This window comes from Bradyrhizobium brasilense (assembly GCF_029714345.1).
GTDB classification, from domain to species: domain Bacteria; phylum Pseudomonadota; class Alphaproteobacteria; order Rhizobiales; family Xanthobacteraceae; genus Bradyrhizobium; species Bradyrhizobium australafricanum.
In genome coordinates, this window is record NZ_CP121669.1 from 2,210,101 (window position 1) to 2,234,466 (window position 24,366).

Genomic DNA, 24,366 nt, shown 5'->3' on the forward strand with positions numbered 1-24,366 from the left:
GATTTCGCTGAGCCTGTCATCGGGCGCGCGTTCGCGCGACCCGTTGGCTTCATCCGGGCTACGCATTTTCCGAACTCCGCACCCGCCAAATCCGACCCCGCTCACGAATTGGTTATCACTGACGAATATTGACATTTATCAGTGATAAATCGATACTCTTCATCAGTCGTCAGCCCGATGGAGATTTCAGATGTTCGTTCGTTCCGTTTTCTCGAGCTATTACAGGCTCTTGACGGGAGCATCATTGGCTTTCGCGCTGTTCGCGCTGACCGGCTGCAATGAAAAGGCGGCTGAAAACGCCGATCCGGGGCGCCCCGTTCTGGTGGCGACCGTCCACTATGAAGCTGAAACCCCTGAGCGCAGCTTTGTCGGCACCATCAAGCCCCGTATCGAAGCCGATATGGGCTTTCGGGTCGCCGGCAAGGTGGCCAAGCGGCTGGTCGAGGTCGGACAGACAGTCGACGTCGACCAGCCCTTGGCCACCCTCGACGAGGTCGACCTGAAGCTGCAGGCCGAGCAGGCGGAGGCGGAATTCCGCGCCGCCACCGGCGTGCTGGCGCAGGCCGCCGCCGCCGAGCAGCGCGCCAAGGATCTGAAGGCCAAGGGCTGGACCACCGACGCGGCGCTCGATTCCGCCAAGGCCGCCGGCGACGAAGCCCGCGCCCGGCTGAACCGCGCCGAGCGCTCGGTCGAGCTGACCAAGAATTCCCTCTCTTATGCAACGCTGGTGGCCGACACCCGGGGTGTCGTCACAGCGACCATGATCGAGCCCGGCCAGGTGGTTGCCGCGGGCCAGGCATCGATCCGTGTCGCCCGACTTGGCGAGAAGGAAGCTGTCGTCGCGATCCCAGAGACGCTTCTTGCTCGTGCCAGGTCGGGCGTAGCCACGGTGACGCTGTGGTCGGACGCCAAGAAGAGCTATGCGGCCAGGCTGCGCGAGGTGGCGCCGCAGGCCGATCCCGCCACCCGCACCTATCTCGCAAAATTCTCGCTGCCGGACGCGGACGAGGCAGTTTCGCTCGGCATGACCGCGACGTTGACGCTCGCCGACAAGGCGAGCGAGCGCGTCGCCAAGTTGCCGCTGTCGGCGCTGTACAGCCAGGGCGGCGATCCCTCGCTCTACATCGTCGACGACAAGGGCGACATCGCGCTGAAGCCGGTCAAGGTGAAGGCCTATGAGAGCAACAACGTCGTGATCTCCGGCGGTGTCGACGATGGCACCAAGGTGGTCGCCCTCGGTGTGCAGAAACTCGATCCGAGCCAGAAGGTGCGGGTCGTGTCGTCGCTGTCGTTCTAACCCTCGCATAGCAGCGGAAACGGTTCTGGGACTGGTCTAGAACTTGGAGAGTTCGATGAAGCGCTTCAACCTTTCGGCCTGGGCGGTCAGCCATCCGACGCTGGTCCTGTTCCTGATGATCATCCTCGCCGCCGCGGGCTTCTTCTCCTACGAGAAGCTCGGCCGCGCCGAGGATCCGTTCTTCACCGTCAAGGTGGTGAACGTCTCGGTGATGTGGCCGGGCGCGACCTCGCAGGAAATGCAGATGCAGGTCGCCGATCCGATCGAGAAGAAGCTGCAGGAGCTGCCGTTCTTCGACAAGGTGCAGACCTATTCCAAGCCGGGCTTCACGGCGATGCAGGTCTCCTTCAAGGATTCGACCTCGCCGAAGGACGTGCCCTATCTCTTCTATCTCTTGCGCAAGAAGCTGGTCGATGTGCAGGGCGAGCTGCCCTCCGGCATCCTCGGCCCCGTCGTCAACGACGAATTCTCCGACGTCGATTCGATCCTCTATATGATGACCGGCGACGGCGCCAATTATGCGCAGCTCAAGAAGGTCGCGGAGGGTTTTCGCCAGCGCCTGCTGAAGGTGCCCGGCGTCACCAAGATCGATCTCTACGGCACCCAGGACGAGCGCATTTTCGTCGAGTTCTCGCATGCCAAGCTGGCGACGCTCGGCATCACGCCGCAGGCGCTGTTCGACTCGCTCGCCAAGCAGAATAACGTCACCCCGGCCGGCACCGTCGAGAGCTCATCGCAGCGCGTGCCGCTGCGCGTCACCGGCGCGCTTGACGGCGTCAAGGCGGTTGCCGAGACGCCGGTCGAGAGCAACGGCCGCGTGTTCCGGCTCGGCGATATCGCGACCGTGAGCCACGGCTATGTCGATCCGCCGAGCTTCAAGGTGCGGCAGGAAGGCAAGCCGGCGCTCGGTATCGGCGTCGTCACCGCCAAGGGCGCCAACATCCTCGAGCTCGGCAAGGAGGTCCAGAAGGCGACCGCCGAGTTCCTGAAGGCGGTGCCGCAGGGCGTCGATGTCCAGCAGATCGCCGACCAGCCCAAGGTGGTCGAGCACGCGGTCGGCGAGTTCGTGCACTCCTTCGTCGAGGCGCTCGCGATCGTGCTGTTCGTCTCCTTTGTCGCGCTCGGCTGGCGCACCGGCATCGTGGTCGCGCTGTCGGTGCCGCTGGTGCTCGGCATCGTCTTCATCGTGATGAACGCAATGTCGCTCGACCTGCACCGTATCACGCTCGGCGCGCTGATCATTGCGCTCGGCCTTCTGGTCGACGACGCCATTATCGCGGTCGAGATGATGGTGGTGAAGATGGAGCAGGGCTGGGACCGCATGAAGGCGGCGTCCTTTGCCTGGGAATCCACCGCGTTTCCGATGCTCACGGGAACGCTGGTCACGGCCGCTGGCTTCCTCCCCATCGGCTTTGCCAATTCTGCGGTCGGCGAATATGCCGGCGGCATCTTCTGGATCGTGGCGATCTCGCTGGTCGCGTCCTGGTTCGTCGCGGTGATCTTCACGCCCTATATCGGCGTCAAGCTGTTGCCCAACATCAAGGTGCACCAGAACCACGATCCGCACGCGATCTACGAGACGCGGATGTATCGCGGCCTGCGCAGCGTCGTGCAGTGGTGCGTCGATCACCGCATCAAGGTGGTGGCGGCGACCGTCGGCGTCTTCGTTGCCTCCATCGTTGCGTTCGGCCACGTCCAGCAGCAGTTCTTCCCGCTGTCGGAGCGGCCCGAACTGTTCCTGCAGCTGCGTCTGCCCGAAGGCACCGCCTTCAACGTCACCGAGAAGGCGGTGAAGCAGGCCGAAGGGCTGCTGAAGGGCGATGACGATATCCAGACCTACACCGCCTATGTCGGCCAGGGCTCGCCGCGCTTCTGGCTCGGCCTCAACCCGCAGCTGCCGAACGAGGCCTTTGCCGAGATCGTGATCCTCGCCAAGAACGTCGAGGGGCGCGAGCGCGTCAAGGCCAAGATCGAGCAGGCCGCCGCCGACGGTGCTTTGAACGAGGCACGGGTCCGGGTCGACCGCTTCAATTTCGGTCCGCCGGTCGGCTTCCCGGTCCAGTTCCGCGTGATCGGCCCCGATGCCAACAAGGTGCGCGACATCGCCTACCAGGTGCGCGACGTCATGCGCCAGAACAAGAACGTCAAGGACGTCCAACTCGACTGGAACGAGCAGTCGCCCTATCTGAAGCTCGCCGTCGACCAGGATCGGGCGCGTGCGCTCGGCCTGACCCCGCAGGACGTCTCGCAGGCGCTGGCGATGCTGATCTCGGGCGCGCCGGTCACCACGATCCGCGACGGCATCGAGAAGGTCGGCGTGGTCGCCCGGGCGGTGCCGTCCGAGCGGCTCGATCTCGGCCGCGTCGGCGATCTCACCATCACCACGCGCAACGGCGTCGCCGTCCCGCTGCAGCAGATTGCCAAGATCGAATATGCGCATGAGGAGCCGATCCTGTGGCGGCGCAACCGCGACATGGCGATCACCGTGCGGTCGGATGTCGTCGACGGCGTGCAGGCGCCCGATGTCACCAACCAGATCTCGCCGAAGCTGAAGGACATCCAGGCCCATCTCGAGCCGGCCTACCGGATCGAGCCGGGCGGGGCGTTCGAGGAATCCGCCAAGGGCAATGCGTCGATCTTCATCCTCTTCCCCGTGATGGTGATGGTGATGCTGACGCTGCTGATGATCCAGCTGCAGAGCTTCTCGCGCCTGTTCCTGGTGTTCCTGACCGCGCCGCTCGGCATCGTCGGCGCCTCGCTGGGGCTAAACGTCGCCAACCAGCCGTTCGGCTTCGTGGCGCTGCTCGGCCTGATCGCGCTCGCCGGCATGATCATGCGCAACGCCGTGATCCTGGTCGACCAGATCGAAAGCGACGTGGCGTCCGGCCTGACCCGGCGCGAGGCGATCGTCGAAGCCACCGTCCGGCGCGCCCGGCCGGTGGTGCTGACGGCCCTGGCCGCTATCCTCGCCATGATCCCGCTGTCGCGCTCGGCGTTCTGGGGCCCGATGGCGATCACCATCATGGGCGGTTTGTTTGTTGCGACTTTCCTGACCTTGCTGTATCTGCCGGGCCTTTACGCCCTCTGGTTCCGCAAGTCCCTCGAGGAGAGCGGCTCCGAGCAAACCGATACTGCGCCGCAGCATGCCGGCGATGCGCAACGCGCATTTCCGCTTGCTGAGGCGGCCGAATAATTGAAGATTGAGCAGGCCAACATGACACTGATCACGGAACATAGCGAAACCGACACCCGCGAGCGGATTCTCGTGGTGGCGGAGCGCTTGTTCCGGCAGATCGGGTATCAGAAGACGACGGTCGCCGACATCGCCAAAGAGCTGCGGATGAGCCCCGCCAACGTGTACCGCTTCTTCGATTCGAAGAAGTCGATCCACGAGGGCGTGGCCCGCGGCCTGATGGGCGAGGTCGAGATCGAGGCCCGGCGCATCGCGCGCTCGGAAGGGCCGGCGGCGCCACGCTTGCGCCAGATGATGACGACCATCAATCGCATGAACACCGAGCGCTATGTCGGCGATTCCAAGATGCACGAGATGGTCGAGATCGCGATGCAGGAGGACTGGGACGTCTGCGTCGCCCATATGGAGTGTATCGCCTCCATTATCGGCGAGGTGATCGCGCAAGGAGCCGCGTCGGGGGAGTTCGAGATCAAGGACCTGCAGCTCGCCTCGCTGTGCGCCTGCACCGCGATGATGCGGTTCTTCCATCCCCAGATGATCGCCCAATGTGCCACCAAGCCGGGCCCGACCATCGACCAGATGATCGATTTCGTGATCGCCGGCCTGTCGCCGCGCGGCCGCGCCATTTGAGCGCCAGCCCTTGAGCGCCAGCCCTTGAGCGCCAGCCCTGACATTTTCGTCAGTTGACTCTTCTCGCATAGCAGGCAAAGCGAGTTTGTAGCCCGGATGGAGCGCAACGCAATCCGGGGCCATTTTCGCTTGCGAGACCGTCCCGGATTACGCTGCGCTCCATCCGGGCTACGTGAGAGGGGCCAGCCGTGACCGCCAGAGACCTGCATTCCTACGAGCCGAAGAACGGCCACGGCCTGAAGCACGATCCGTTCAACGCCATCGTGGCGCCGCGGCCGATCGGCTGGATCTCCTCGCGCGACAAGGGCGGCAACGTCAACCTCGCGCCCTACAGCTTCTTCAACGCGTTCTGCTATGTGCCGCCGATCATCGGCTTCTCCTCCACCAACTGGAAGGACAGCGTCGCCAACATCCAGGACACCGGCGAGTTCGTCTGGAATCTGGCGACGATGGATCTCGCCAGGCACATGAACGCGACGGCAGCGCATGTCGCGCGCGATGTCGACGAATTCAGGCTCGCGGGCCTCACGCAGGTCGCCGGCAAGCTCGTCAACGTGCCGCGGGTCGCCGAAAGCCCGGTGTCGTTCGAATGCAAGGTCAGCCAGATCGTCCAGCTCCAGGGCGCCGACGGCAAGAAGGCCGAGGCCTGGCTGACGCTCGGCGAGGTGGTCGCCGTCCACATCGACAAGGCCTTCATCAAGGACGGCGTCTACCAGACCGGCCTCGCGCACCCAATCGTCCGCGCCGGCCGCCGCGGCGACTACTTCGAGATCAAGCCGGAAAACATGTTCGAGATGATCCGGCCGGATTGAGTGCTGCTCTATCATCCCTCTCCCCGTTCTTCACGGGGTCGAGACGAGCGAAGCTCGCTCTTAGAGGGTAGGTGAGGGGCTGCTTCCACCGGTTGTGATGGTCGTGAGACCTGTACCCCCTCACCCGAAATTCAAGCTGCGCTTGAATTTCGACCTCTCCCCGCAAGCGGGGCGAGGTAAGGGACGTCGCTCCGCTGCGGATTCGTGCGCTCCGCAACAACGGCCCGCGCCACAACAATGTGAAATTTCCGCGCGCGGGGATGAAAAACCGTCACTCGCAACCTCTCCGAGAGCAGTCTAACCTCCACCCGCCAGGCCGGATCAACGGCCGGCCAACAGAGTGGGAGGATGCGATGACACGCCAACCGCGGCGCGATCCGAACGAAGAACAACGCGATCCGAACGTCTCACGACGTACGCTGGTCCAGGGACTGGCGGTTTCCGCCGCCGCCGTCGCGGGCATCGGCAGTGCGCTGGCCCAGAACGCGCCCGCGCCGGTCGGGCCGCCGACAACGATCACCAGCCCGCCGCGCGACTTCAGTCCGCGCGGTGCGCCGACCACCTATTTCTGGGACCCCGACATCATCGCGGTCGATCCGTCCTTCAACGACCTTGCCCAGCCCAACACCTCGATCAAGCGCCTTTATACCGGCCTGTTGTGGGCGGAAGGCCCGGCCTGGAGTTCGCAGGGCCGCCATCTGCTGTGGAGCGACATCCCGAACAACCGGCAGATGCGCTGGTCGGAAGATGACGGCCATGTCAGCGTCTTCCGCACGCCGTCGAACTACTCGAACGGCAATTCGTTCGACTTCCAGGGCCGCCAGCTGTCCTGCGAGCATCTCACCCGCCGCGTGACGCGCTACGAGAATGACGGCACCGCGACCGTGCTCGCGGATTCCTATCAAGGCAAGCGGCTGAACTCGCCGAACGACGTCGTCGCGCATCCCGACGGCAGCTACTGGTTCACCGATCCGCCCTATGGCGGACAGCTCTATGAGGGCGAGCCTGATGCCGCGGGCGGCCCGGGCAATCCGGCCGGCAAGCTCAATCCCCGGATCGGCCAGCCGGCGGGCTTCGTGCCGGCCAAGCGCGAGCTGCCGACCAATTGCTACCGCATCGACCCGTCCGGCCGCGTCGATCTCGTAGTGAGCGAGGACCAGGTGCCGGACCCGAACGGCCTCTGCTTCTCGCCGGACTACAAGAAGCTCTACGTGGTCTCGACCGGCAAGGGACCGGGCGATAGCGGCCCCGGCGGCAAGGGCGACGTTTTCGTGTTCGATGTCGGCGCCGACAACAAGCTTTCCAACGGCAAGCGGTTCAGCGATTTCACGATCGACGGCGTGAAGTGCGGACCGGACGGCATCCGCTGCGACGTCAACGGCAATGTCTGGTGCTCGAGCAATGCCGGTCGCGCGGTCGGTTACAGCGGCGTGACGGTGTGGTCGCCGGAAGGCAAGCTGCTCGGCCGCATCCGGCTGCCCGAGATCTGCGGCAACATCACCTTCGGTGGTCCCAAGCGCAACCGTCTGTTCATGGCCGCAAGCCAGTCGCTTTACGCGGTCTATACTGCAACCCAGGGAGCGGGGCCCGCCTAGCTCGTCCTGCATGGGGATGGCGTCTGCGCCATCCCCCGCTACCTGATTGTCGCACCTCAGCTTTCGGAACCGAACCCGCGGCGTGCCGTTAACAAAATGGCGCCTGGGCCGCGTCAATTTCGCTTTATCTGCGAAGCGAAGTGTTCACCGGTGAACGGCACTTTCCGATAAGATCACCCATCCGCGCCGCCGTTTCATGAGGATCCGCCATGAGCTTCCGCCGCGACTATATGACAAAACCGATCTTCTCCTGGGCGCGTGGCGTGCTGCCGACGATGTCGGACACCGAGCGCGAGGCGCTGGAAGCCGGCGACGTCTGGTGGGACGCCGATCTCTTCACCGGCAATCCCGACTGGTCGAAATTGCTGGCGTTCGCGCCGGCCAGATTGACCGACGAAGAGCAAGCCTTCCTGCACGGTCCGGTCGACGAGCTCTGCAGGATGCTCGACGAGTGGAAGATCAACTGGGAATGGCGCGATCTGCCGCCCGAGGTTTGGGCTTTCATCAAGGCCAAGAAATTCTTCGGCATGATCATCCCGAAGGAATTCGGCGGTCTCGGCTTCTCGCCCTATGCGCATTCCGAAGTGGTGCGCAAAATCTCGTCGCGCTCGCTGACCGCGGCCGTCACCGTGATGGTGCCGAACTCGCTCGGGCCCGGAGAGCTCTTGATGCGCTTCGGCACCAAGGAGCAGCAGGACAAATGGCTGCCGCGCCTCGCCTCCGGCCAGGACATTCCATGCTTCGGCCTGACCAGCCCGGAGGCCGGCTCCGACGCCGCCTCGATGATCGACACCGGCATCATCTGCAAGGGCAATTTCGAAGGCCGTGAGGTGCTCGGCTTGAGGCTCAACTGGCACAAGCGCTACATCACGCTCGGCCCGGTCGCGACGCTGCTCGGCCTTGCGTTCAAGGCCTATGATCCCGATCACCTCGTCGGCAGCGAGGAAGAGCTCGGCATCACCGTCGCGCTGATCCCGACCCATCTGCCGGGCGTGTCGATCGGCCACCGCCATCTGCCGGCGATGCAGGTGTTCCAGAACGGCCCGAACTGGGGCAAGGACGTCTTCATCCCGCTCGACTACATCATCGGCGGCGAGGCACGGCTCGGCCAAGGCTGGAAGATGCTGATGACGGCGCTTGCCGCCGGCCGCGGCATCTCGCTGCCGTCGTTGTCGGCCGCCGGCGCTGCCTATGCCGCGCGCACCACCGGCGCCTATGCCCGCATCCGCGAGCAGTTCGGCATCTCGATCTCGAAATTCGAAGGCATCGAGGAGCCGCTCGCGCGGATCGCCGGCACGGCCTATCTGCTCGACGCCGCGCGGCGGCTGACCTGCGCCGCACTGAACGAGGGGCATCATCCCGCCGTCATCTCCGGGATCATGAAGCTGCACGCCACCGAGCGGATGCGGATCGCGATCGACGACGCCATGGACATCCATGGCGGCAAGGCCGTGATCGACGGGCCGCAGAATTATCTCGGCGGGCTCTACCGCTCGGTGCCGGTCGGCATCACGGTCGAGGGCGCCAACATCCTGACCCGTAATCTGATCGTGTTCGGGCAGGGCGCGATCCGCGCGCATCCCTATCTGTTGCTGGAGATGAACGCGCTCGGCGAGACCGACCGCGACAAGGGCCTGACCGCGTTCGACACCGCGTTCTGGAAACATATCGGCCACAGCTTCGCGACCATGTTCCGCGCCTGGGGCCGCAGCTGGAGTTTTGGGATGTTCGCACCGGCGCCGGATGCCGGCGATGCGACCGAGTTCTATCGCCAGCTGTCGCGCTATTCGTCGGCGTTCGCGCTGTGCGCCGACATGGCGCTGCTCACCCTCGGCGGCGCGCTGAAGCGCAAGGAGATGCTCTCGGCGCGCTTCGGCGACATCCTGTCCGAGCTGTATTTGCTCTCCGCTGCGCTCAAGCGCTGGCAGGACGAGGGCGGGCAGAAGGAGGATCTTCCCGCGCTCCAATGGTGCATGGCGTCCGGCTCCAAGACCATCGAGAACCGCTTTGCGGAAATCTTCGCCAATCTGCCGAACCGCCCGATGGCTTGGCTGCTGAAATTCCTGATCCAGCCGTTCGGCGCCCGCGTCACGGGCCCGACGGACCGCGTCGTGCAGCAATGCGCGCAGCTCGTGCTGTCGCCGTCGGCGGCGCGCGACCGGCTGACGCCGGACCTCGCCTTTGTCGAGGATGACGGCGGCATCGCAAGGCTGGAGAAAGCCTTCCGCCTCGTCACCGAGGCCGAGGATGCCGCCAAGCAGCTGCGCGCGGCGCGCCTCCATGACTGGAAAGAGGCGGTCAAGAAGGGCGTCATCACCGAGGCCGACGGCGAGAAGCTTGCCGCTGCCCACGAGGCCGTCGCCAAAGTCATCGAGGTCGATGATTTTGCGCCGGAGGCGCTGTCCCCGATTTACAAGAAATCCGCCGACGTGCATCAGTTCTTCCAGGAGCTTGGTGAGCAGAGGGCGGCGAGCTGATGGCGCGACCAGTCTTTATTGTCGACGGCAGCCGGACGCCGTTCCTGAAGGCGCGCTCCGGTCCCGGCCCGTTCACCCCGGTCGATCTTGCCGTGCAATGCGGCCGGCCGCTGCTGGCGCGGCAGCCTTTCGCGCCCACCGCCTTCGACCAGGTCATCCTCGGTTGCGTCAACGTGATCGCCGACGAGATGAACCCGGCACGCGCTGCGGCGCTCAGGCTCGGCATGGGCGAGCAGATGGTCGCCTTCACGGTGCAGATCAATTGCGGCTCCGGCATGCAGTCGATCGACACCGGCTACCGCTACATCCGCGAGGGCATCTCCGACCTGATCCTCGCCGGCGGTGCCGAAGCCTTGAGCCACGCGCCGCTGGTCTGGCCCAATTCCGGCGTGCGCTGGTTTGCCGGCTTCGCCGGCGCCAAGGGGCTAGGTGCCAAGATCGCCGCGGCGCTGAAGGTGAAGCCGAGCTACTTCAAGCCGATCATCGGCCTCGAGCGTGGATTGACCGACCCGATCACCGAGCTCAACATGGGGCAGACCGCCGAGAAGGTCGGCCATCTCTTCGGCATTACGCGCGCACAGTCCGATGCATACGCTGCCGAGAGCCATCAGCGGCTGGCCAACGCGCAGAAGCAGGGCTTTCTCAAGGGCGAGGTCGAGACCGCGTTCTCCCGCGACGGCAAGTTCTACGACCATGACGACGGTGTCCGCCCGGACTCGACCCCCGAGACCCTGGCGAAGCTGAAGCCGGTGTTCGAGCGTCCGTGGGGCCAGGTCACCGCCGGCAATTCCTCGCAGATCACCGACGGCGCCTCCTGGGTGATCCTGGCGTCCGAGAAGGCGGTGGCCAAGCACGGGCTGACGCCGAAGGCCGTCATCCTCGACAGCCAATGGTCGGCGCTCGATCCCTCGATCATGGGCCTCGGTTCGGTGCTGTCGGCAAGCGCGCTGCTCAAGCGCAACGACCTGACCTTGCAGGACGTCGAGACCTGGGAGCTGAACGAGGCCTTCGCCACCCAGGTGCTGGGCTGCCTCGCGGCATGGAACGACGAAAAATTCTGCCGCGAGATCCTTGGGCTCGATGGCGCGGCCGGCGAGATCGACCGCGCGAAGTTGAACGTCGACGGCGGCGCGATCAGCCTCGGCCATCCGGTCGGCACCAGCGGCAACCGCATCGTGCTGCATCTGGTCAATGCGATGAAGCGGCTCGGCACCAGGCGCGGCGTCGCCACCGAATGCATCGGTGGCGGGCAGGGCGGCGCGATGTTGATAGAGACGGTGTGATCATGGATTCACGGATCATGGACCTTCTCGCCGATCGCGTGCTCGAACTCGGGCCGAAGCCTACCGCCGACAGCCCCTACAAGAATTTCAAGCTGACGCGCGATGACGACGGTATCGCCTGGCTGCTGTTCGACCGCGCCGGCGCCAGCGCCAACACGCTGTCCGCCGATCTACTCGAGGAGCTCGATGCCATCGTCGCGGCGCTGGAGAACCAGCGGCCGACGGGTCTCGTGGTGCGCTCGGCCAAGCCAAGCGGCTTCATCGCCGGCGCTGACGTCAATGAGTTTCGCGGCGCCAGCGATTCCAGCGCGGTGGAGACCGCGATCGGTCGCGCCCATGCGGTGATCGACCGGCTCGAGGCGCTGCGCGTGCCCTCGGTCGCCGTCATCCACGGCTTCTGCCTCGGCGGCGGCCTCGAGGTCGCGCTGGCTTGCCAGATGCGGATCGCGATCGACGATGCCAGGTTCGGTTTCCCAGAGGTGATGCTCGGCCTGCATCCAGGTCTTGGCGGCACCGTGCGCTTCACCGAGCTGGTCAACCCGATGCAGGCGATGACCTTGATGCTGACCGGCAAGACCATCGACGCGCGCCGCGCCAAGGCGCTCGGCCTGGTCGACGCCGTCACCCAGGAGCGCCATGTCCGCAACGCGGTGAAGGATGCGGTGTTCGGCCGGCTGAAGCGCGCCAGGCCGGGCGCGCTCAACTCGATTCTCAATCTTGGTCCGGTCAGGGGCTTCCTCGCCTCGCGGATGCGCAGCGAGGCCGAGAAGGCGGCGCCGCGCAAGCATTACCCGGCGCCCTATGCGCTGATCGATCTGTGGGAGAAGCACGCCGGCAACCGCTCGGCGATGCTGAATGCGGAGAAGGCCTCGTTCGCCAATCTGATGGTGACGCCGACCGCGCAGAACCTGATCCGTGTGTTCTTCCTGCGAGAGCAGATGAAGAAGCTCGCCGGCAGCGGCAACAAGGTTGCGCACGTCCATGTCATCGGCGCCGGCGCGATGGGCGGCGATATCGCGGCCTGGTGCGCCAACCAGGACATGCTCGTGACCTTGGCCGACATGAAGGCCGAGCCGATCGCGGGCGCCATGAAACGAGCGTCAGAGTTGTTCGGCAAGATCATGCGCAAGCGGATCGACCAGCGCGACGCGCTCGACCGGCTGATCCCCGACATGGACGGCGAGGGCGTCCGCAATGCCGATCTGATCATCGAGGCGGTGCCGGAAAAGCTCGAGCTGAAGCAGAAGGTCTATGCCTCTCTCGAGCCGAAGATGAAGCCCGGCGCGATCCTCGCCACCAATACGTCGAGCATCCCGCTGCAGGATCTGCGCACCACGCTGGCACGGCCGGAGCGGCTGCTCGGCCTGCACTTCTTCAATCCGGTGTCGCGGCTGCAACTCGTCGAGGTCGTCAGCCATGACGGCACCGATGCGGCGATGCTCAAGGAGGCGCTCGCGTTCGTCGGCGCCATCGACCGCCTGCCGCTGCCGGTGAAGAGCTCGCCGGGCTTCCTCGTCAATCGCGCGCTGACGCCCTACATGCTGGAAGCGATGATGATGCTGGACGAGAAGACCGATCAGCGCCTGATCGACGCAGCCGCCGTCGAGTTCGGCATGCCGATGGGGCCGATCGAACTCGCCGACCAGGTCGGCCTCGATATCTGCCTCGATGTCGGCGACATGCTGCGCTCGAAGTTCGGCGACACGCTGCCGCCGACGCCTGCGTGGTTGCGCGAAAAAGTCGCCAAAGGCGAGCTCGGCCGCAAGACCGGCAAGGGCTTCTACACCTGGAAGGACGGCAAGGCGGAAAAGGCGCCGCTGCCGGAGACCGGTCCCCGGGTCACCGATGAGATGATCGACCGCCTGGTGCTGCCGATCTCGAATGTCTGCGTCGCCGCCTTGCGCGAAGGCATCGTCGACAATCCCGATATGGTCGACGGCGCGATGATCTTCGGCACCGGCTATGCCCCGTTCCGCGGCGGCCCGCTCAACTATGCGCGCAGCCGCGGCGTCGACAATGTGGTGTCGGCCATGCAGGCCTTGATGCGCAAGTTCGGCGGACGATTTGCGCCGGATCCCGGCTGGGAGGCATTCAAGTGAGCGATTCGCAAGTGACCGGCTCGCAAGTGACCGACGCCCACGCTCACGCGCCGCTGAGCAACGACGCCGAGCCGAAGGGCGATCTCTGCATCCGCACGCTGGCGATGCCGGCCGACACCAATGCCAATGGCGACATCTTCGGCGGCTGGCTGCTCAGCCAGATGGATCTCGGTGGCGGCGTGTTCGCCTCCAAGGTGGCGAAGTCGCGCACCGTGACGGTCGCGATCGACGCGATGAACTTCCGCAAGGCGGTCAATGTCGGCGATCTCGTCTCCGTCCACGCCAATCTGGTGCGCATCGGCCGCACCTCGATCACGGTGCATCTCGAGGCCTGGGTGCTGCGCCGCCGCGAGCAGCAGTCGATCCTCGTGACCGACGGCAATTTCACCTATGTCTCGATCGACGAGCAGGGCCATCCGCAACCGATTCAGCGCGACGGCGCGACGATCGAAACCTGACATTTTTTGCGCGCCAGTGCTGCTGATTCGGTGTGAAGGGAAACGCGTCGAAACTGAGTCCGGAGCGTGGTTTGATTGCAAAAACCCGGAGTTTTTGGCGCTTCGCTGCGCAAATAATCGAGGAACAAACAGCCAGCGACTCCGTTGTCGGGCCGAAGTCAAACCGAGGCTGACAATGTCCGACAGTTACGTGATCGAAGTGAGTTCGCAGACGGCGGGTATCGTGGTGCGCGATACGCGTGGATATCAGTTCTTTGCTGCATCGCACCTTTTTGACCGCCTTGAAGGCCAGATCTTCCGCAATGCGCGCGAGGCCGAGCGCGCGGCGCGCCGGCTGCTCACCGGTCAATCCATGCAGATGGCATCGTAGAACGCCTTCGCGTCATTGCGCGTGGCCCGGGCGAAGCGTTCACCTTCGCCCAGGCCTTCCCTGACCCGGCACTGCACGTTGACCTCCGTGCCGAACGGTCGCACCATGGGCGACTCGCCGTTTCAAGGGGGCCGCCGTGGCCGGACTCTCCCATCGCCAGACTGAAATCCTCAACATCGCGCGCGCGTTCGGCCGGGTCATGGTCGAAGACCTCGCCAAGCGATTCGAGGTGTCGGCGCAGACCATCCGCAAGGACCTCAACGATCTCTGCGACCAGCGGTCGCTGACCCGCATCCATGGCGGTGCGATCATCGCCTCGGGCGTCGAGAACCTCGCTTACGAGGCGCGCCGCTTCGTCGCCGCAGAGGAGAAGAAGGCGATCGGCGCTGCCGCGGCGGCACGGATTCCGAACGGTTGCTCGCTGTTCATCAATATCGGCACCACCACGGAAGAGGTCGCGAGCGCGCTGACCTCGCATGAGGATCTGCTGGTCATCACCAACAACCTCAACGTCGCGATGCTGCTGTACCGCCATCCGCGCATCGAGGTAGTGGTGGCCGGCGGCACAGTGCGCCGCGCCGACGGCGCCGTCGTCGGCTCCACTGCGACGCAGCTGATCGGCCAGTTCAAGGTCGACTACGCCATCATCGGTGCATCCGCGATCGACGAGGAGGGCGCGCTGCTCGACTTCGACTATCGCGAGGTGCAGGTCGCGCAGGCGATCATCGCCAATGCGCGCAACGTGATGCTGGTCTCGGACTCGACCAAGCTGCGCCGCAGTGCGCCGGTGCGGATCGCCCATATGAGCCAGATCCAGACCTTCGTGACCGATTCACCGCTTCCTGCGGGCCTCGCCAATATCTGCCATAGCCGCGGTATCGAGGTGGTCGTCGCGATGGACAAGCCGCAAGTCGATCTCGACGACAACGCCGCCGACGCGGCACCCGCGGCGCTGCGCAGCGCGCAGGGCGCTTGATCGCTCAAGTTTTAGCGAACCTGTTTCGGATGCCTTTCGGCCGCTGCTGTAGCCTGCCTGAGGTGGAGCGGTTCGTTGGTCAGTACGCAATTCAAGGTCGTCACGGCATTTGGCATGGCGGCGATGTTCGGCATCGTCTCGTTTGTCCTTGGCTTTAGCGTCGCATCCGCGTGCGCGACGGCGCTGGCCGGCGGTGTTTCTGCGCTTGTGGTCATGCGCGCGTTCGATGGTGAGACCCAGCCGCCATCGAAGAGCGTCCGTGCCAACATCGTTCGCTTCGGCAGCGGGAGCCGCCCGGCCTGGCTGTCGGAACTGGAACAGCTGAACGGCCGTGGCAGGAAACTGCTTTACGGACTGTCGCGGATCTTCTTTTCGGGATCGCTGTGTCAGCGCATCGCGAGCGGAGCCTTCCTCGCGCAGTCGGTAATCGGCCTGGTGGCGATCGTCCTGCTCTGGCTTGGCCAGGCGATGGGCTTTGACATGCGGCTGTTCGCAATCCCGTCGCTCGGCAGCTTGTTTGCGGATGGCATCCCGATGTCGGCTGAAGCAATCGCGGGGGTGAGGTTCGAGCACCTCTTCTTGCCGCTCGTCTCGCTCTACGCCGTCACGTTTTCCCTGTTCCTGATCGCATTGCTTGGCGATCTCGCGACCATCCTGCGCGACTGGCGAGAGCAGTGGAAGTATCTCACGATGCCGCTGTTCTGCTTTGCATTCTGGGCGCTCCTGGCGCACCGAAAATCATCGGGATATAGCGCCCTGCAAGTCGCGCTCGGCGGCGGGCACCTCTGGGCCTATGTCGCGGTCTTCGTGTTCTTTCCGCTTTTCTTTCTCGTGCTGTCGGCGTCGCTGCCAGGCAATCGGGCGATCCGGTGAACAGGGATCGCTCCGTCGGGCGAATCTATCTCCGCTTCGCGCTCAAATGGTATGCGATCCTTTTCGTCGCATCGTTGGTCTTCTACGTCCTGTTCGCCAGCGGTCACACATTCGTCGCGTCGACCGGTGTGCTCTTGCTCGCCGTCTACTTTGTGCGCGACAGCCGAGCTTGCGCCAAGCGGGTCGGCGGTGAAGTTCACCGTACCTACGATCCCGAAAAGGCTCTGCCGGAATTGCGCGTCGGACGATCGCCACAGCGTCCCTGACCGTCCGCCACCGCCTTGCCTGGCGTCACGCCAAGCGTCGCCCGTACGTCCACCCCAAAAGCCCTGACCGCGAGCACTCCGCCCAAAGAATCCCCAGCGAAAGTTCCCCATTTTCACTTTGCTTTCGTTTTTGGTTGTGATTTACTCCAATACGAAAGTAAAACCGTCAAAGCGAAGGCGGTTGCCGGGGGAAGCGTTCTTTGGACCAGATTTACGACCTCGCCATCATTGGAGGCGGCGTTAATGGCTGCGGCATCGCGCGCGATGCGGCGGGCCGGGGTAACTCTGTTTTCCTCTGTGAAATGAATGACTTGGCTAGCGGGACGTCGTCCTGGTCGACCAAGCTCGTGCATGGCGGTCTGCGCTATCTCGAATATTACGAGTTTCGTTTGGTGCGCGAGGCGCTGATCGAGCGCGAAATCCTCTGGCAGATCGCGCCCCACATCATTCGGCCGCTACGTTTCGTTTTGCCGCACCACGCCGGCCTGCGCCCGGCCTGGCTGCTGCGGCTCGGCCTCTTCCTCTACGACCATATCGGCGGTCGGCATTTGCTGCCGGCGACGCGCTCGGTCGATCTGACCCGCGACGTGGTCGGCAAGCCGCTGATTCCGGGCCGCTACACCAAGGGCTTCGAATATTCCGACTGCTTCGTCGACGACGCCCGGCTGGTTGCGCTGACCGCGCGCGATGCCGCCGATCGCGGCGCCGAAATCCGCACCCGCACCCGCGCGGTCGAGATCAGGCAGGTCGACGGCGTCTGGCACGTCACGGTCGAGGACAGTGTCACGGGTGCCCGCGACACGATCCAGTCACGCGTGCTGGTCAATGCCGGCGGTCCCTGGGTCGAACAGGTCCTGGCCTCGGGCGCCGGCGTCAACGCGCGCGCCAAGGTGCGCTTGGTGCAGGGCTCGCACATCGTGGTGCCGAAGCTCTACGACCACGACCGTGCCTACATCTTCCAGAACGCCGACGGCCGCATCATCTTTGTCATTCCGTATCAGAACGACTTCTCGCTGATCGGTACTACCGATCGCGACTATGACGGCGATCCGGCCAAGGTGAAGGCGACGCAGGAGGAGATCGAATATCTCTGCGCGTCCGCCAGCGCGTATCTCGCCAAGCCGGTGAAGCCCGAGGACGTGGTCTGGAATTACTCCGGCGTGCGTCCGCTCTATGACGACGGCGCGAGCGAAGCCAAGGCCGCGACCCGCGACTACGTGTTCGAGCTCGATACGCCCGGCGGTGCGCCGCTACTGTCGATCTATGGCGGCAAGATCACGACCTATCGCCGCCTCTCCGAAGAGGCGCTGGAGCGGCTGTCGCCTTATCTCCGCGGCACAAAGGCGCAGGAGGGCTGGACCGGCAAGGCGCCGCTGCCCGGGGGCGACATGGATGTATCCGCGGTCGCGGCGCTGAGCGCCGAATTGATCCGCACCTATCCGTTTCTCGCGCAATCGCACGCCAATCGTCTCGCGCATGCCTATGGCACGCGCGCCAGCAAAGTCTTGGGCAATGCAACATCGACGGCCGATCTCGGCCGCTCCTTCGGCGCCACCTTGACGGAAAGCGAAGTCAGGTACCTGATGGCGAACGAATGGGCTCGGACTGCGGACGATGTCGTCTGGCGACGATCCAAGCTGGGCTTGCGGATGACGGCGGGTGAAATCGCCGCGCTCGACGAGTGGATGCTCGCCAACCGCGTGTCCGGTGAACGTCCCCTCCGCGAAGCGGGAGGACGGGCATGAGCGTCACACTGCAGAATGTCACGCGAACCGTGGATGGCATGCCGACCATCCGCGACGTGTCGCTGACGCTGGAGCGTGGCACGCTCAGCGTGCTGCTCGGGCCGACGCTGTCGGGCAAGACCTCGATCATGCGGCTGCTCGCCGGCCTCGACAAGCCGACCACCGGGCGCGTGCTGGTCGACGGCAAGGACGTCACCGGCGCCGACGTGCGGCAGCGTTCGGTTGCGATGGTCTATCAGCAGTTCATCAACTATCCCTCGCTGACGGTCTACGAGAACATCGCCTCGCCGCTGCGGGTGCAGGGCAAGCCGCGCGCTGAGATCGAGCGGCGGGTGGCGGAAGCGGCCGGCCTGTTGCGGCTCGAGCCGTTCCTGAAGCGCACGCCGCTGCAACTCTCCGGCGGCCAGCAGCAGCGCACCGCGATCGCGCGGGCGTTGGTCAAGGGCGCCGACCTCGTGCTGCTCGATGAACCTTTGGCCAATCTCGATTACAAGCTGCGCGAGGAGCTGCGCGCCGAGCTGCCGCGCATCTTCGAGGCCTCCGGCGCGATCTTCGTCTATGCCACCACCGAACCGTCGGAAGCGCTGCTGCTCGGCGGCGACACGGTGTGCATGTGGCAGGGCCAGGCGCTGCAAACCGGCGCGACGCCGAAGGTCTACCGCCATCCCGACACGCTGCGCGTTGCGCAGGTGTTTTCCGATCCGCCGCTCAACATCATCGGCATCGAGAAGAAGGGCGCGCAAGTGATCTATGCCGGCGGCGAGCAGGCGCCCGCGGCCGGCCTCTATGCCAATCTGCCAGATGGCCGCTACCGGACCGGCTTCCGCGCGCACCAGCTCGAGGTCGGGAATGTCGCGGCCGGCCGCCACAAATTTTCCGCCGCGGTGACGGTGACCGAGATCACCGGGTCGGAGAGCTTTGTGCACGTCCATGTCCACGGCTCGAATTGGGTCGCGGTGCTGCACGGCGTGCACGAATATGAACCCGGGCAGGTGCTCGACGCCGCGCTCGATCCCGACAACATCTTCGTGTTCGACGCGGCCGACCGTCTCGTCGCGTCGCCCGCGACCGCGTTTTCGGGCGAGGTGCATCGCGCGTCGCGCGAAGCAAACGCATCAAGCGGCAACAGAAAGTGAGGGAGATGCTTCATGGCCCGCATTGACCTCGTCGATCTCGCGCACTCCTACGGCGGCAACGACGCGCCGCAGGAATCCTTTGCGCTGAAGCCGGTCACCATGACCTGGCGGCAGGGCGGCGCCTATGCGCTGCTCGGGCCGTCCGGCTGTGGCAAGACCACGCTGCTCAATTTGATCTCCGGCATCGTGACGCCGTCGCGCGGAAAGATCCTGTTCGACGGCCGTGACATCACGCCGCTGTCGACGCAGAAGCGCAACATCGCGCAGGTGTTCCAGTTCCCGGTGATCTACGACACCATGACGGTCGGCCAGAACCTGGCCTTCCCACTGAAGAATCGCGGCGTCGCGAAGGCCGAGGTCGACGCGCGGGTCAGGCAGATCGCCGAACTGCTCGACCTCACGCCCTATCTCAAACGCAAGGCGACGCGGCTCACCGCCGACGCCAAGCAGAAGATCTCGCTCGGCCGCGGCCTGGTGCGGTCCGACGTCGCGGCCGTCCTGTTCGACGAACCGCTGACGGTGATCGATCCCGAGCTGAAGTGGCAGCTGCGCTCCAAGCTGAAGGCGCTGCATCGCGAACTCGACCTCACGATGATCTACGTCACCCACGACCAGACCGAGGCGCTGACCTTCGCCGACACCGTCGTCGTGATGCATGACGGCCGCGTGGTGCAGAGCGGCACGCCGGCCGAATTGTTCGACAAGCCGGCGCATACGTTCGTCGGCTACTTCATCGGCTCGCCCGGCATGAACATCGTGCCCGCCGAGGTCAGTGGTCACGAGGCGCGGGTCGACGGCCATGTCATCGGCCTGCATCGAAACTATGGTGTGCTGCCTGCGGGCAAGAAGATCGAGATCGGCGTGCGGCCGGAATTCGTCGATGTCGCGGCGCCGGCGTCAGGGCTGCTGTCGGCCACCATCGAGCGGATCGACGATCTCGGCCGCATCCAGTTCGCCCGCGTGCGCGTCGGCGATACCAAATTTGCCGCGCGCGTGCCGCCGGGCTTCTCGGTCTCCGGCAACACCGCCGGACTGATCTTCAATCCCGCGCACGTCCACGTCTATGCCGACAGCCATTTGGTGGAGGGGGTCGCCTGATGGACAAGACGATCAACCAAAAAGCCTGGTTCCTGGTGCTGCCGGTGTTCCTGGTGGTGGCGTTCTCGGCGGTGCTGCCGCTGATGACCGTCGTGAACTATTCGATGCAGGACACCTTCGGCAACAACCAGTTCTTCTGGAACGGGGTCGGCTGGTTCAAGGAGCTGCTCGATCCATCGACCGATCTCGGCGGCCGCTTCCTGGCCTCGCTCGGCCGCAACCTGTTCTTCTCGGCGGTGATCCTTGCGATCGAGGTGCCGCTCGGCATCATCGTCGCGCTGTCGATGCCGCGCGAGGGCTGGAGCGTCGCGGCCTGCCTCGTCATCCTCGCCTTGCCGCTGCTGATTCCGTGGAACGTGGTCGGCACCATCTGGCAGATCTTCGGCCGGCCCGATATCGGCTTGCTCGGCTATGTCCTGAACCACCTCGGTCTCAACTACAATTACGTGTCCAATGAGGTCGACGCCTGGGTCACGGTCATCGTGATGGACGTCTGGCACTGGACCAGCCTCGTCGCGCTGCTCTGCTACGCCGGGCTGAAGTCGATCCCCGACGCCTATTACCAGGCGGCGCAGATCGACGGCGCCTCGCGCTGGGCGGTGTTCAAGGCGATCCAGCTGCCGAAGATGAACCGCGTGCTGCTGATCGCGGTGCTGCTGCGCTTCATGGACAGCTTCATGATCTACACCGAGCCGTTCGTGGTCACCGGCGGCGGCCCCGGCAATTCGACGACCTTCGTCTCGATCGAGCTCGTCAAGATCGCGCTCGGCCAGTTCGACCTCGGCAAGGCCGCGGCGCTGTCGCTGGTCTACAATCTGATCATCCTGATCGTGTGCTGGGTGTTCTACACCGTGATGGTCAATGCCGGCTCCGAGCGTCCGGCCAAGGAAGGAGCGGCGTGATGCATTCGATCCCCGGCCGCCGCCTGATCATGGCGCTGTTCTTGATCTTCCTGCTGTTGCCGATCTACTGGCTCGTCAACATGAGCTTCAAGACCAACGCCGAGATCGTCTCGACGATGACGCTGTGGCCGCACACGCCGACGCTGCAGCACTACAAGCGCATCTTCACCGACGAGAGCTGGTATTCGGGCTACATCAATTCGCTCGAATACGTCGTGCTCAACACCATCATCTCGATCGCGGTGGCGTTGCCGGCGGCCTACGCGTTCTCGCGCTACCGCTTCCTCGGCGACAAGCATCTGTTCTTCTGGCTGCTGTCAAACCGCATGGCGCCGGCGGCGGTCTACGCGCTGCCGTTCTTCAACCTCTATTCGGCGATCGGCCTGTTCGATACGCCGTGGGCGGTCGCGCTCGCGCACTGCATCTTCAACGTGCCGCTGGCGGTGTGGATCCTCGAAGGCTTTGTCTCCGGCGTGCCGCGCGAGATCGACGAGACCGCCTTCCTCGACGGCTATTCGTTCCCGCGCTTCTTCATCAAGATCCTGGTGCCGCTGATCGCAAGCGGCATCGGCGTCGCCGCCTTCTTCTGCTTCATGTTCTCCTGGGTCGAGCTGCTGCTCGCGCGCACGCTGACCTCGGTGCAGGCCAAGCCGATCGCGGCGATCATGACGCGCACGGTCTCGGCGGCCGGCATGGACTGGGGCCTGCTCGCCGCCGCCGGCGTGCTCACCATCATTCCGGGCGCGCTGGTGATCTGGTTCGTCCGCAACTACATCGCGCGCGGCTTCGCGCTCGGCCGGGTCTAGGAGGCGATCATGGAATCCATCGCATGGATGGCCTGGACGCTGCCGACCGCGATCTTCTTCGTGCTGCTGGCCTCGACGCTCGGCGTGATGACCTGGCTCGCGGCGGTTTATCCCGAGGCCGAGCGGGTCGGCGTGCTGCGCATCCCGACCACGCGCGGCGATCGTTTGTTCATTTCGCTGGTGCTGGCGGCGGTGATCCACCTGGTGTGGATCGGCCTCGTCGGCACCGATCCGATCCTCACCCTGCCAATCGGCGAGGGCGTGGAAATTTCGAGCCTGTGGCTCGCAACGCTGATTTCGCTTCTTTCAGCCGTGGCGATCTTTCGCACCGTCTGACGAAAGCGAAGAAGAGCAGATCCGGGGTCTACCCGGGCCTGGGGTTTTGTTTGTCGCTGCAACCGGAGGAATCATAATGCGACATTTGAGAACGACAAAGGATAGTCTTTTGACTATGACCAGCGCCGCCGCGCTGATCGCGGCTTCGCTCGCGGTCGCCACGCCGGCCCGCGCCGCCGACGATGCCGTGATCCAGAAGTGGATCGCGGAATTCCAGCCCTCGACGCTGTCGAAGGAAGACCAGAAGAAGGAGCTCGAGTGGTTCGCCAAGGCCGCCGAACCCTTCAAGGGCATGGAGATCAACGTCGTCTCGGAAACGATCACGACGCACGAGTATGAATCACAGACGCTGGCCAAGGCGTTCTCCGAACTGACCGGCATCAAACTCAAGCACGACATCATCCAGGAAGGTGACGTCGTCGAGAAGCTGCAGACCCAGATGCAGTCGGGCAAGAACGTCTATGACGGCTGGATCAACGACTCCGACCTGATCGGCACCCACTTCCGTTACGGTCAGACCATCATCCTGTCGGACTACATGAAGGGTGAGGGCAAGGAGGTCACCGACCCGATGCTCGACGTCGACGACTTCATCGGCAAGTCGTTCACCACGGCGCCGGACGGCAAGCTCTACCAGTTGCCCGACCAGCAGTTCGCGAACCTCTACTGGTTCCGCTACGATTGGTTCACCAACCCCGAGTTCAAGGCCAAGTTCAAGGCCAAGTATGGCTACGAGCTCGGCGTGCCCGTGAACTGGTCGGCCTATGAAGACATCGCCGAGTTCTTCACCAACGACATCAAGGAGATCAACGGCGTCAAGGTCTACGGCCATATGGACTATGGCAAGAAGGATCCCTCGCTCGGCTGGCGGTTCACCGACGCGTGGCTGTCGATGGCCGGCAACGGCGACAAGGGTATCCCGAACGGTCTGCCGGTCGACGAGTGGGGCATCCGCATGGAAGGCTGCCGCCCGGTCGGCTCCTCGGTCGAGCGTGGTGGCGACACCAACGGCCCGGCCGCGGTCTACTCGATCACGAAATATCTCGACTGGCTGAAGAAGTATGCCCCGCCGCAAGCCCAGGGCATGACCTTCTCGGAAGCAGGGCCGGTGCCGGCGCAGGGCAACATCGCCCAGCAGATGTTCTGGTACACCGCCTTCACCGCCGACATGGTGAAGCCGGGCATCGCCGTGATGAACGCGGATGGTACGCCGAAGTGGCGTATGGCTCCGTCGCCGCACGGCGCTTACTGGAAGGAAGGCATGAAGCTCGGGTATCAGGACGCCGGCTCCGTGACGCTCCTGAAGTCGACCCCGCCGGATCGCCGCAAGGCAGCCTGGCTCTATCTGCAGTTCATCATCTCCAAGTCGGTGTCGCTGAAGAAGAGCCATGTCGGTCTCACCTTCATCCGTGAGTCCGATATCTGGGACAAGTCGTTCACCGAGCGTGCGCCGAAGCTCGGCGGCCTGATCGAGTTCTACCGCTCGCCCGCGCGCGTGCAGTGGACCCCGACCGGCAACAACGTGCCCGACTATCCGAAGCTCGCGCAGCTGTGGTGGCAGAACATCGGCGATGCGTCGTCCGGTACCAAGACGCCGCAGCAGGCGATGGACGCGCTGGCCGCGGCCCAGGATTCGGTGATGGAGCGTCTTGAGAAGTCCGGTGTGCAGGGCGCCTGCGGACCGAAGCTGAACAAGAAGGAATCCGCCGAGTTCTGGTACAAGAAGGCCGAGAAGGACGGCACCATCGCTCCGCAGCGCAAGCTCGCGAACGAGAAGCCAAAGGGCGAGACGATCGACTACGACACGCTGATCAAGTCGTGGCCGGCCAACCCGCCGAAGCGCGCCGAAGCGAAGTAAGGCGCAAGCAAAGGCGTACCAGCCCACGCCATCCGAAGACGACGAAAGGCCGGGAGCGATCCCGGCCTTTTTGCTGATTGCCAGGTCATTCCGGGATGGTGCGCAAGCACCAGACCCGGAATCTCGAAATTCCGGGTTCGATGCTTCGCATCGCCC

At 64.6% G+C, this 24,366-nt stretch carries 21 protein-coding genes; 20 read left to right on the plus strand and 1 reads right to left on the minus strand.

Annotated features, from left to right (window positions below; all coding sequences use genetic code 11):
• Positions 1–190: 190 nt before the first annotated feature.
• The 10 genes from QA635_RS10195 (at position 191) to QA635_RS10240 (ending at position 14,214) form a co-directional block, all read left to right on the plus strand.
• Complete coding sequence (locus QA635_RS10195; RefSeq protein WP_283068658.1) at positions 191–1,297, plus strand: efflux RND transporter periplasmic adaptor subunit; 1,107 nt, start codon at positions 191–193, stop codon at positions 1,295–1,297.
• 55 nt (positions 1,298–1,352) lie between these two features.
• Positions 1,353–4,490, plus strand: a complete 3,138-nt coding sequence (locus tag QA635_RS10200) for an efflux RND transporter permease subunit (protein WP_283068659.1) — start codon at positions 1,353–1,355, stop codon at positions 4,488–4,490.
• A 21-nt stretch (positions 4,491–4,511) separates the two neighbouring features.
• The gene (locus tag QA635_RS10205; RefSeq protein ID WP_283068661.1) at positions 4,512–5,120 is read left to right on the plus strand and encodes a TetR/AcrR family transcriptional regulator; all 609 of its coding nucleotides are present in this window, start codon (positions 4,512–4,514) and stop codon (positions 5,118–5,120) included.
• Positions 5,121–5,308: 188 nt separating this feature from the next.
• Positions 5,309–5,932 carry a flavin reductase family protein gene (locus QA635_RS10210; RefSeq protein ID WP_283068662.1) on the plus strand — a complete coding sequence of 208 codons (624 nt, stop codon included), beginning with the start codon at positions 5,309–5,311 and terminating at the stop codon, positions 5,930–5,932.
• Positions 5,933–6,285: 353 nt separating this feature from the next.
• Positions 6,286–7,527, plus strand: a complete 1,242-nt coding sequence (locus tag QA635_RS10215) for an SMP-30/gluconolactonase/LRE family protein (protein WP_283068664.1) — start codon at positions 6,286–6,288, stop codon at positions 7,525–7,527.
• Positions 7,528–7,736: 209 nt separating this feature from the next.
• A complete protein-coding gene (locus QA635_RS10220; RefSeq protein ID WP_283068665.1) occupies positions 7,737–10,004 on the plus strand; it encodes an acyl-CoA dehydrogenase in 2,268 nt (755 codons plus the stop codon).
• Positions 10,004–11,287, plus strand: a complete 1,284-nt coding sequence (locus QA635_RS10225) for an acetyl-CoA C-acetyltransferase (RefSeq protein WP_283068667.1) — start codon at positions 10,004–10,006, stop codon at positions 11,285–11,287. Before QA635_RS10220 ends, QA635_RS10225 begins: the two co-directional genes overlap by 1 nt.
• A 2-nt stretch (positions 11,288–11,289) precedes the next feature.
• Positions 11,290–13,386 carry a 3-hydroxyacyl-CoA dehydrogenase NAD-binding domain-containing protein gene (locus tag QA635_RS10230; RefSeq protein ID WP_283068668.1) on the plus strand — a complete coding sequence of 699 codons (2,097 nt, stop codon included), beginning with the start codon at positions 11,290–11,292 and terminating at the stop codon, positions 13,384–13,386.
• Positions 13,383–13,844, plus strand: coding sequence for an acyl-CoA thioesterase (locus QA635_RS10235; protein ID WP_057016954.1), 462 nt, complete (start codon positions 13,383–13,385; stop codon positions 13,842–13,844). The genes QA635_RS10230 and QA635_RS10235 overlap by 4 nt, the downstream gene beginning before the upstream one ends.
• Positions 13,845–14,019: 175 nt before the next feature.
• Positions 14,020–14,214 carry a hypothetical protein gene (locus QA635_RS10240; protein WP_092085874.1) on the plus strand — a complete coding sequence of 65 codons (195 nt, stop codon included), beginning with the start codon at positions 14,020–14,022 and terminating at the stop codon, positions 14,212–14,214.
• Here QA635_RS10240 and QA635_RS10245 read toward each other — a convergent pair.
• Positions 14,190–14,321 (minus strand): hypothetical protein, encoded by a 132-nt coding sequence (locus QA635_RS10245; RefSeq protein WP_283068669.1) that lies wholly within the window; start codon positions 14,319–14,321, stop codon positions 14,190–14,192. The two genes, QA635_RS10240 and QA635_RS10245, sit on opposite strands and share 25 nt — an antisense overlap.
• Before the next feature lie 29 nt (positions 14,322–14,350).
• On the opposite strand from QA635_RS10245, the gene QA635_RS10250 reads away from it, so the two are divergent.
• The 10 genes from QA635_RS10250 (at position 14,351) to QA635_RS10295 (ending at position 24,210) form a co-directional block, all read left to right on the plus strand.
• Positions 14,351–15,190 (plus strand): DeoR/GlpR family DNA-binding transcription regulator, encoded by an 840-nt coding sequence (locus tag QA635_RS10250; RefSeq protein ID WP_057016956.1) that lies wholly within the window; start codon positions 14,351–14,353, stop codon positions 15,188–15,190.
• Positions 15,191–15,304: 114 nt separating this feature from the next.
• Complete coding sequence (locus QA635_RS10255; RefSeq protein WP_283068672.1) at positions 15,305–16,063, plus strand: hypothetical protein; 759 nt, start codon at positions 15,305–15,307, stop codon at positions 16,061–16,063.
• The gene (locus tag QA635_RS10260) at positions 16,060–16,329 is read left to right on the plus strand and encodes a hypothetical protein (RefSeq protein WP_283068673.1); all 270 of its coding nucleotides are present in this window, start codon (positions 16,060–16,062) and stop codon (positions 16,327–16,329) included. The genes QA635_RS10255 and QA635_RS10260 overlap by 4 nt, the downstream gene beginning before the upstream one ends.
• 200 nt (positions 16,330–16,529) lie before the next feature.
• On the plus strand, positions 16,530–18,074 hold the full coding sequence (gene glpD / locus QA635_RS10265; RefSeq protein WP_283068674.1) for a glycerol-3-phosphate dehydrogenase: 1,545 nt from the start codon (positions 16,530–16,532) through the stop codon (positions 18,072–18,074).
• Positions 18,071–19,210, plus strand: coding sequence for an ABC transporter ATP-binding protein (locus QA635_RS10270; protein WP_283068675.1), 1,140 nt, complete (start codon positions 18,071–18,073; stop codon positions 19,208–19,210). Before glpD ends, QA635_RS10270 begins: the two co-directional genes overlap by 4 nt.
• A gap of 12 nt (positions 19,211–19,222) precedes the next feature.
• The gene (locus tag QA635_RS10275) at positions 19,223–20,308 is read left to right on the plus strand and encodes an ABC transporter ATP-binding protein (RefSeq protein WP_283068676.1); all 1,086 of its coding nucleotides are present in this window, start codon (positions 19,223–19,225) and stop codon (positions 20,306–20,308) included.
• On the plus strand, positions 20,308–21,210 hold the full coding sequence (locus QA635_RS10280; protein ID WP_028338609.1) for a carbohydrate ABC transporter permease: 903 nt from the start codon (positions 20,308–20,310) through the stop codon (positions 21,208–21,210). The genes QA635_RS10275 and QA635_RS10280 overlap by 1 nt, the downstream gene beginning before the upstream one ends.
• The gene (locus tag QA635_RS10285; protein ID WP_028333212.1) at positions 21,210–22,016 is read left to right on the plus strand and encodes a carbohydrate ABC transporter permease; all 807 of its coding nucleotides are present in this window, start codon (positions 21,210–21,212) and stop codon (positions 22,014–22,016) included. Before QA635_RS10280 ends, QA635_RS10285 begins: the two co-directional genes overlap by 1 nt.
• Positions 22,017–22,025: 9 nt before the next feature.
• Positions 22,026–22,352, plus strand: a complete 327-nt coding sequence (locus QA635_RS10290) for a DUF2160 domain-containing protein (protein WP_016846242.1) — start codon at positions 22,026–22,028, stop codon at positions 22,350–22,352.
• Between the two features lie 115 nt (positions 22,353–22,467).
• Positions 22,468–24,210 carry an ABC transporter substrate-binding protein gene (locus tag QA635_RS10295; protein ID WP_283071565.1) on the plus strand — a complete coding sequence of 581 codons (1,743 nt, stop codon included), beginning with the start codon at positions 22,468–22,470 and terminating at the stop codon, positions 24,208–24,210.
• The last annotated feature ends 156 nt before the right edge of the window (positions 24,211–24,366 follow it).

What these genes read in the sequence shown, in the direction of transcription:
- QA635_RS10215 (WP_283068664.1), top strand. Translation starts at nt 6,286, where the DNA reads ATGACACGCCAACCGCGGCGCGATCCGAACGAAGAACAACGCGATCCG.
- QA635_RS10225 (WP_283068667.1), top strand. Translation starts at nt 10,004, where the DNA reads ATGGCGCGACCAGTCTTTATTGTCGACGGCAGCCGGACGCCGTTCCTG.
- QA635_RS10275 (WP_283068676.1), top strand. Translation starts at nt 19,223, where the DNA reads ATGGCCCGCATTGACCTCGTCGATCTCGCGCACTCCTACGGCGGCAAC.
- QA635_RS10205 (WP_283068661.1), top strand. Translation starts at nt 4,512, where the DNA reads ATGACACTGATCACGGAACATAGCGAAACCGACACCCGCGAGCGGATT.
- QA635_RS10290 (WP_016846242.1), top strand. Translation starts at nt 22,026, where the DNA reads ATGGAATCCATCGCATGGATGGCCTGGACGCTGCCGACCGCGATCTTC.
- QA635_RS10285 (WP_028333212.1), top strand. Translation starts at nt 21,210, where the DNA reads ATGCATTCGATCCCCGGCCGCCGCCTGATCATGGCGCTGTTCTTGATC.
- QA635_RS10245 (WP_283068669.1), bottom strand. Translation starts at nt 14,321, where the DNA reads ATGGTGCGACCGTTCGGCACGGAGGTCAACGTGCAGTGCCGGGTCAGG.
- QA635_RS10200 (WP_283068659.1), top strand. Translation starts at nt 1,353, where the DNA reads ATGAAGCGCTTCAACCTTTCGGCCTGGGCGGTCAGCCATCCGACGCTG.
- QA635_RS10270 (WP_283068675.1), top strand. Translation starts at nt 18,071, where the DNA reads ATGAGCGTCACACTGCAGAATGTCACGCGAACCGTGGATGGCATGCCG.
- QA635_RS10255 (WP_283068672.1), top strand. Translation starts at nt 15,305, where the DNA reads ATGGCGGCGATGTTCGGCATCGTCTCGTTTGTCCTTGGCTTTAGCGTC.
- QA635_RS10230 (WP_283068668.1), top strand. Translation starts at nt 11,290, where the DNA reads ATGGATTCACGGATCATGGACCTTCTCGCCGATCGCGTGCTCGAACTC.
- QA635_RS10295 (WP_283071565.1), top strand. Translation starts at nt 22,468, where the DNA reads ATGACCAGCGCCGCCGCGCTGATCGCGGCTTCGCTCGCGGTCGCCACG.
- QA635_RS10195 (WP_283068658.1), top strand. Translation starts at nt 191, where the DNA reads ATGTTCGTTCGTTCCGTTTTCTCGAGCTATTACAGGCTCTTGACGGGA.
- QA635_RS10220 (WP_283068665.1), top strand. Translation starts at nt 7,737, where the DNA reads ATGAGCTTCCGCCGCGACTATATGACAAAACCGATCTTCTCCTGGGCG.
- QA635_RS10240 (WP_092085874.1), top strand. Translation starts at nt 14,020, where the DNA reads ATGTCCGACAGTTACGTGATCGAAGTGAGTTCGCAGACGGCGGGTATC.
- QA635_RS10280 (WP_028338609.1), top strand. Translation starts at nt 20,308, where the DNA reads ATGGACAAGACGATCAACCAAAAAGCCTGGTTCCTGGTGCTGCCGGTG.